The 5880-nt window shown below is 65.0% G+C and carries 6 protein-coding genes; 2 read left to right on the top strand and 4 right to left on the bottom strand.

What is annotated here, in order from left to right:
• Positions 1 to 109: 109 nt before the first annotated feature.
• Complete coding sequence (locus VN419_RS03980) at positions 110 to 574, bottom strand: Hsp20/alpha crystallin family protein (RefSeq protein ID WP_325644677.1); 465 nt, start codon at positions 572 to 574, stop codon at positions 110 to 112.
• A 175-nt stretch (positions 575 to 749) separates the two neighbouring features.
• Between VN419_RS03980 and VN419_RS03975 the strand changes: the two genes are divergently transcribed.
• A complete protein-coding gene (locus VN419_RS03975) occupies positions 750 to 2054 on the top strand; it encodes a cytochrome ubiquinol oxidase subunit I (RefSeq protein ID WP_325644675.1) in 1305 nt (434 codons plus the stop codon).
• 33 nt (positions 2055 to 2087) lie between these two features.
• On the top strand, positions 2088 to 3104 hold the full coding sequence (gene cydB / locus VN419_RS03970; RefSeq protein WP_325644673.1) for a cytochrome d ubiquinol oxidase subunit II: 1017 nt from the start codon (positions 2088 to 2090) through the stop codon (positions 3102 to 3104).
• Positions 3105 to 3187: 83 nt separating this feature from the next.
• On the opposite strand, the gene VN419_RS03965 is transcribed toward cydB, so the two are convergent.
• The 3 genes from VN419_RS03965 to VN419_RS03955 form a co-directional block, all read right to left on the bottom strand.
• Complete coding sequence (locus tag VN419_RS03965) at positions 3188 to 3703, bottom strand: cyclic nucleotide-binding domain-containing protein (RefSeq protein ID WP_325644671.1); 516 nt, start codon at positions 3701 to 3703, stop codon at positions 3188 to 3190.
• Positions 3700 to 4866: a potassium channel protein gene (locus tag VN419_RS03960; protein WP_325644669.1), complete on the bottom strand. Its 1167-nt coding sequence runs from the start codon at positions 4864 to 4866 to the stop codon at positions 3700 to 3702. The genes VN419_RS03965 and VN419_RS03960 overlap by 4 nt, the downstream gene beginning before the upstream one ends.
• A gap of 152 nt (positions 4867 to 5018) precedes the next feature.
• Positions 5019 to 5880, bottom strand: an 862-nt coding sequence (locus VN419_RS03955; RefSeq protein WP_325644667.1) for an MFS transporter, incomplete at its 5' end; no start/stop codon positions are given.

Raw genomic sequence — 5880 nt, 5'->3', positions numbered from 1 at the left:
ATTTATTTCAAGCATGCGCGATCAGGAAATCGGATGCGTAGACAAGTGCTCAAAACGCACCCTGAAAATAGCCCAGAAAGGGGTTTTAGCGGGGAACTATCGGCAGTGACTATTTCACAATCAGACTGAAGCGCGAGGAAGTTCTGGCGCGCCCTTTGGGCACGGTGACGGTGAGCAGTCCGTCACTCAGGCGGGCGGTGACGGCTTCGCCATCCACGCCGGGGGGTAGAGGGAAGCGCCGGGCAAAGGTGCCGTGCGAACGCTCCAATAGATGATAGACCGGCTCCGCCGGTTCCTGGCCATCCTCGGCCGGTTCAAGGCGCTCATACGGGCGCTCGCCTCGCACCACCAAGTCGCCGTCAACGATCTCGACCACGACCTGTTCCGCCCTGATGCCGGGCAGTTCAACCTGGGCGATGATGGCCAGAGCGGTCTCGCGCACGTCCGTCAGCGGCGTCCAGACATACCCTCCCCCCTGGGCGGCCAGACCGGCCTTGCCCTCCTCGAGAAGGCGCTCCACCTGCTGCCTGAACTCGTCCATGCCGCTCCACGGGGAACACTTGCCTTTACCCATGCGCACCTCCAGGTCTCTTCTCAAAATACTCGACTTGCAGCACGGACGCAATCACCCATCATTCAAAATTGTTGCAAAGAAACAGGGGAGTGTTAGAAGAAAGGTGTTGCAAATCAATCAGGATAGCGCTAGCAGTAACCATTCCTGGTTGAAACAGCCAACCCAAGGGGGGTTCATGGACGCACTCATGCTTTCGCGGCTTCAGTTCGCAGCCGCCACCATGTTTCACTTTTTGTTCGTCCCGCTCACGCTGGGCATTTCCGTGCTCATTGCCTGCATGGAGACGGCCTACGCGAGGACGGGCAAACCGGTGTACCTGCGCATGGCAAAGTTCTGGGGAAAGCTCTTCCTCATCAACTTCACCCTTGGGGTCGTGACGGGCATCACCCTTGAGTTCCAATTTGGAACCAACTGGTCGCGCTACTCGGCCTACGTGGGCGATATTTTCGGCTCGCTGCTGGCCATTGAGGCCACGGCAGCCTTCTTCCTGGAGTCGACCATGATCGGCGTGTGGCACTTCGGCTGGGAGAAGCTCTCCCCCAAGGCCCACGCCCTGGTGGCCTGGCTGGTTGCCGGCGCTGGCAATCTTTCCGCCGTCTGGATCCTCATCGCCAACGGCTTCATGCAGAACCCCCTCGGTTTTGAGCTCAGAAACGGCCGCGCGGAACTGACGGACTTCGTCGCCGTCATCACCAACCCCTGGGCCTGGAACCAGTTCGTGCACGTGGTGTCCGCATCCTTCTGCGTGGCAACCTTCTTCGTGGCCGGCATCAGCGCCTGGCACCTGCTGCGCAAGCAGCACGTGGAGCTCTTCACCAAGTCCATGAAGCTGGCTTTGTTCGTAGGCCTGGCCTCCACGGCCATCGTTGCGCTCCAGGGCCACGTCCACGGCAACCTGGTGGCCAAGATCCAGCCCGTCAAGCTCGCGGCCATGGAATCCCACTGGGAGACCACCAAGAACGCCCCCATGTACCTGCTGCAAATCCCGGATGAAAAGGGCGAGAAGAACCTGGTGCAGGCCCTGCCCGTGCCGTCGCTTTTGAGCATTCTGGCCTACAACGACCCGGACGCCGAAGTGAAGGGCCTGAAGGACTTCGCCCCGGCCGACCGCCCGCCCGTAGGCATCACCTTCATCGCCTTCCGCGTCATGGTTGGCATCGGCACCCTCATGCCTCTTCTCATGCTCTTCGGCCTGCTGAAGCGCGACGAGCTTGATAAGTACCCCCTGTTCCTGAAGGCCCTGATCTTCGCCATGCCGCTGCCCTATCTGGGCATGCAGGCGGGCTGGGTCGTGGCCGAGGTGGGCCGCCAGCCCTGGATCGTCTATGGCCTCATGCGCACGGCCGACGCCGTCTCGCCCATCACGGCGGGTCAGGCGGGCAGCTCCCTTGTGGCGATGGTGCTTCTGTACACCCTGCTTGGCGTGGCGGGCGCCTACCTGATGGTCACCGCCGCCCGCAAGGGCCCCCAGGACGCTTAGGCCCACAACCCGAACAACACCAAGGAGTCGGACATGCTTGAGACCATCTGGTTTTTGCTCTGGGGAGTGCTCTGGGCCGTTTACTTCGTGCTCGACGGCTTCGACCTGGGCATGGGCACCTTGATGCCCTTCCTGGCCAAGGACGAATTCGACAAACGCTCCATCTACAATGCCGGCGGCCCCTTCTGGGACGGCAACGAAGTCTGGCTGCTCTCCGCGGGCGGCGTGACCTTCGCGGCCTTCCCCCTGGCCTACGCCACCATGTTCAGCGGACTTTACTCCGCACTCATGCTGCTGCTCTTCGCCCTCATCCTGCGCGGCGTCTCGTACGAATTCCGCAGCAAGGTGGACAGCATCTCCTGGCGCAGCCTGTGGGACGCCTGCCACAGCGTGGGCAGCTTCCTGCCCGCCCTGCTGCTGGGCGTGGCCTTCGCCAACCTGTTCCACGGCCTGCCCTTAACCGAGGACCACGTGAACCAGGCCGGGCTTCTTGACCTGCTGAACCCCTACGGCCTGCTGGGCGGCGTGCTCTTCGTGGCCATGTTCGCCATGCACGGCGCGCTGTGGCTTTCCATCCGCGCCACGGGCGACTTGAAGACCCGGGCCGTCTCCACCGCCTGCAAGCTGTGGCCCGTGGTGCTGGTGCTGGTGCTGGCGTTTCTGGCCTACACCTATGTGCACACCCAGCTCTTCGGCAACTACATGAAGAACCCGCACCTGTTCCTGATCCTCATCGCCGCCGTGGCCGGGCTGGTGGCCTCGCGCCTGTACCTGGGCGCGGGCAGTCTGTGGAAGGCCTGGGGCGGCTCGGCCGTGTTCATCGCCTGCGTGGCGCTGTTCGGCGTGGTGGGCCTGTTCCCGGCCATCCTCATCTCCACCCTGAACCCGGCCTGGAGCCTGACCATCCACAACGCCTCCTCCAGCGCGCTGACGCTCAAGATCATGCTTGGCGTGGCGCTTGTCTTCGTGCCCGTGGTCATCGGCTACCAGGCCTGGGCGCTCAAGACCTTCAGCCAGCCCATCAAGCACGAGGGAGACATGGAGTACTAGACGCTCCGCCTCCGCTTCAACGCGAAAAGGGCCGCTCCCGGTTGGGGGCGGCCTTCTTCTTTTGCCCGCTGCGGCGGCCCGCTTTAGACGCTCTTGCGCAGGGAAAGGGCCAGGGCCGTGGTGAGCTTCACCACCTCGGCGTTGGAGCGGCGGATGGTGGCGGCCATGCGGCGGCCCAGGGTGAGCAGGAGCTTCACGCCGATGTCCGGCTCGCGCCTGGCCAGGTCGAAGAACTTCTCGCGGTTGGTGACGAGAAACACGCAATCCGTGACGGTGCGCACCGTGGCCGAGCGGTGTTCCTCGTCGATGAGGGCCACCTCGCCCAGCACCGGGTGCAGGTCGTGCTTCAGGGTCGCCAGCACCTTGCGCGGCGATTCCATGTTCAGCAGGGGCACGGTCATGCCCTCCAGCAGCATGGCCTTGGAGATCTGTACCTGGCCGCGCACCAGGATGAACATCTCGTCTCCAGTCTGGCCCTCGGCCATGACGACGCTGCCCGCAGGCCGCCCCTCCTCATGAAAAATCTCGCCCACCTTGCCGAGTTCGGCGGCGCTCAGCCCCTCGAACACGGGAACGCAGGAAAGATCCACCCCGCTCACTGGACGCCTCCGGCACTTGGGACGGAACAGCCGGGCCGCAGGAGCAGCACGCCGTCGTAGGCGGCCAGGGCCTGGGCGTCTGGCGGGTTCACCAGCACGGAGGCCTCCTTGCTGCCCAGCCGGGTTTCCCGGCCGTGGGACTGGAACAGCTCCAGGATGAACTGGTCCAGGGCCGAGCCCGCGTCGAGGATGTCCTCCAGGGCCAGGCTGCGCGCGGTCTGGCACAAGGCCAGGGGCAGGCTGCCGTCTTCCTTTCGCTGGCGGCCGACCAGTTCGGCCCAGGTGCCCGCCTTGTCCTCCTCCGTAAGGGCCCGCAGCGTGATGCCCGGCCGACCGCGCAGGCCCAGCATGGCCTGCAGCAGATTCCAGGCCGGCGGGGCCGCGCCCAGAAGCGCCAGAACGCCGCTGGAGATTTCGCCCCGGTCGATGAGCTCGGTGACGCCCGCACGCAGGAGGTGCACGCGGTTTTCCGGCTGGGCGGCCTCGGCGTAGATGGGCACCTTGGGGGCCATGCCGCGCACGGTGAGAGCCGCGTAAATGCTCTGCTGGTCCGACTCGTGCGGGGTCATGTCATCCTGGCGCAGGATGTATACCAGGGAGGCGTTGTCCGGCCGGGATTTGTGGACCACGTTCTCCTGGGCGATCTTGCCGGAGACGAAGGACAGTCGCTCGCCCAGGCCGAGCTGGAAGGCCACCTCTTCACGGCGTTCTTCCGACAGGTCGGTGACGAGCACCAGGCCGCCGCCATCCACCAGTCCGTTCTCGCACAGGCCGCGCACAAGGCCCGGCACAGAGGAATTCCAGCCAAGGATCACGACGTGCCCGATCTGCTTCACTTCCAGCAGCCCCTTGCGTTTCTTGGCCTTGCGCTCCACCAGCAGCGAGGCCATGTTGCCCGTGAGGGTGGAGACGAGGCCGATGCCCCCGGCCATGACCATGAGTCCCAAGACCTTGCCTTCGGTGGTGGCGGGCACGATGTCGCCGTAGCCCACAGTGGTCATGGTGACCACGCTCCACCACAGGGCCTCGAAAAAGCCCGGCACCACGGTGCGGCTTTCCAGCAGGTATACGCCCGTGGAGCTTGCGAGAAGCAGGGTAAGGATGGCGGCGGCGAGCTTGAACGTGCCGCCGCGCATGAAGTCCGGGAAGGCTGGTCTGGCCATGGCCCTGCCTTGAATGCGGCAACTGCCTGGAATGCCTTCCATGCGCCGCACAAACGCAACCGCGTGCCCCAGGGGGGAGGCACTACTACGCACCGTAGCAAAACGGCCCGGCGAATCAAAGGGAAATGTGCGGAGCGCGGCCGCTTGTGCGGCTAGGCGTCCTTGTGCACCACGCGGTGCTCCTGCGGGGGCTTGCTGGTGAACAGTCTGCGCCGCATGAGCGACAGGCAGCCGGCACAGGCGGCCAGCAGCGCGCCCGTGGTCAACGCGGCGTGGAAGCCGGTCATGAAGGCCGCGCTGGCTTCCATGCCCTGGCGCAAGGCCCGGCCCTGGAAACCCTCGAACACGGTGATGGCCACGGCGATGCCCGAGACCATGCCCACGTTGCGCACCAGGGCCAGCACGCCGCCCACCAGGCCCACTTTGTCCTGCGGGGCGCTGGAAAGCACGCTGTTGTTGTTGGGCGACATGAAGGTGCCCACGCCAAGACCCAGGATCACCTGCCCCAGGTACACGTGCCACAGGGGCGAGGCCGCCTCCAGCCGGGAAAGCCACAGCAAACCGCAGCTCATGACGCCCAGGCCGATGGAAGTGAGGGTGGCGAAGTTCACTCGCTCGGACAGATAGCCGCTCACCGGGGCCACCACGGCCATGGTCAGCGGCAGCGACGAGAGCACCAGGCCCGTGGCGTAGGGCTCCAGGCCCTGCTGCCCATGCAGGTAGAAAGGCATGAGGATGGCGTTGGTGAACATGCTTAAGAAGGACAGGTAGGCCACCACGTTGCCGGAAAAAAATGGCCAGATGCGGAAGAGCGAGAGGTCGAGCATGGGGTGCTTGCAGCGGCGCTCCCAGGCGGCGAAGCCGGGAAAGGCGGCCAAGGCCACGGCAAGTCCCAGAAGCACCGGGGTCGAGGTCCAGCCCCAGTCATGGCCGTGGGTCATGGCCAAGAGCAGGCCGGTCATGCCCAGGGCGAAGAGCGCCGCGCCGCCGATGTCCAGGGTCTCGTCGCGCAGG

This window comes from Humidesulfovibrio sp. (genome assembly GCF_035560995.1).
GTDB lineage: Bacteria > Desulfobacterota > Desulfovibrionia > Desulfovibrionales > Desulfovibrionaceae > Humidesulfovibrio.
Note: the sequence above shows the minus strand (reverse complement) of the source record. Positions and strands in the feature narration are given on the sequence as shown.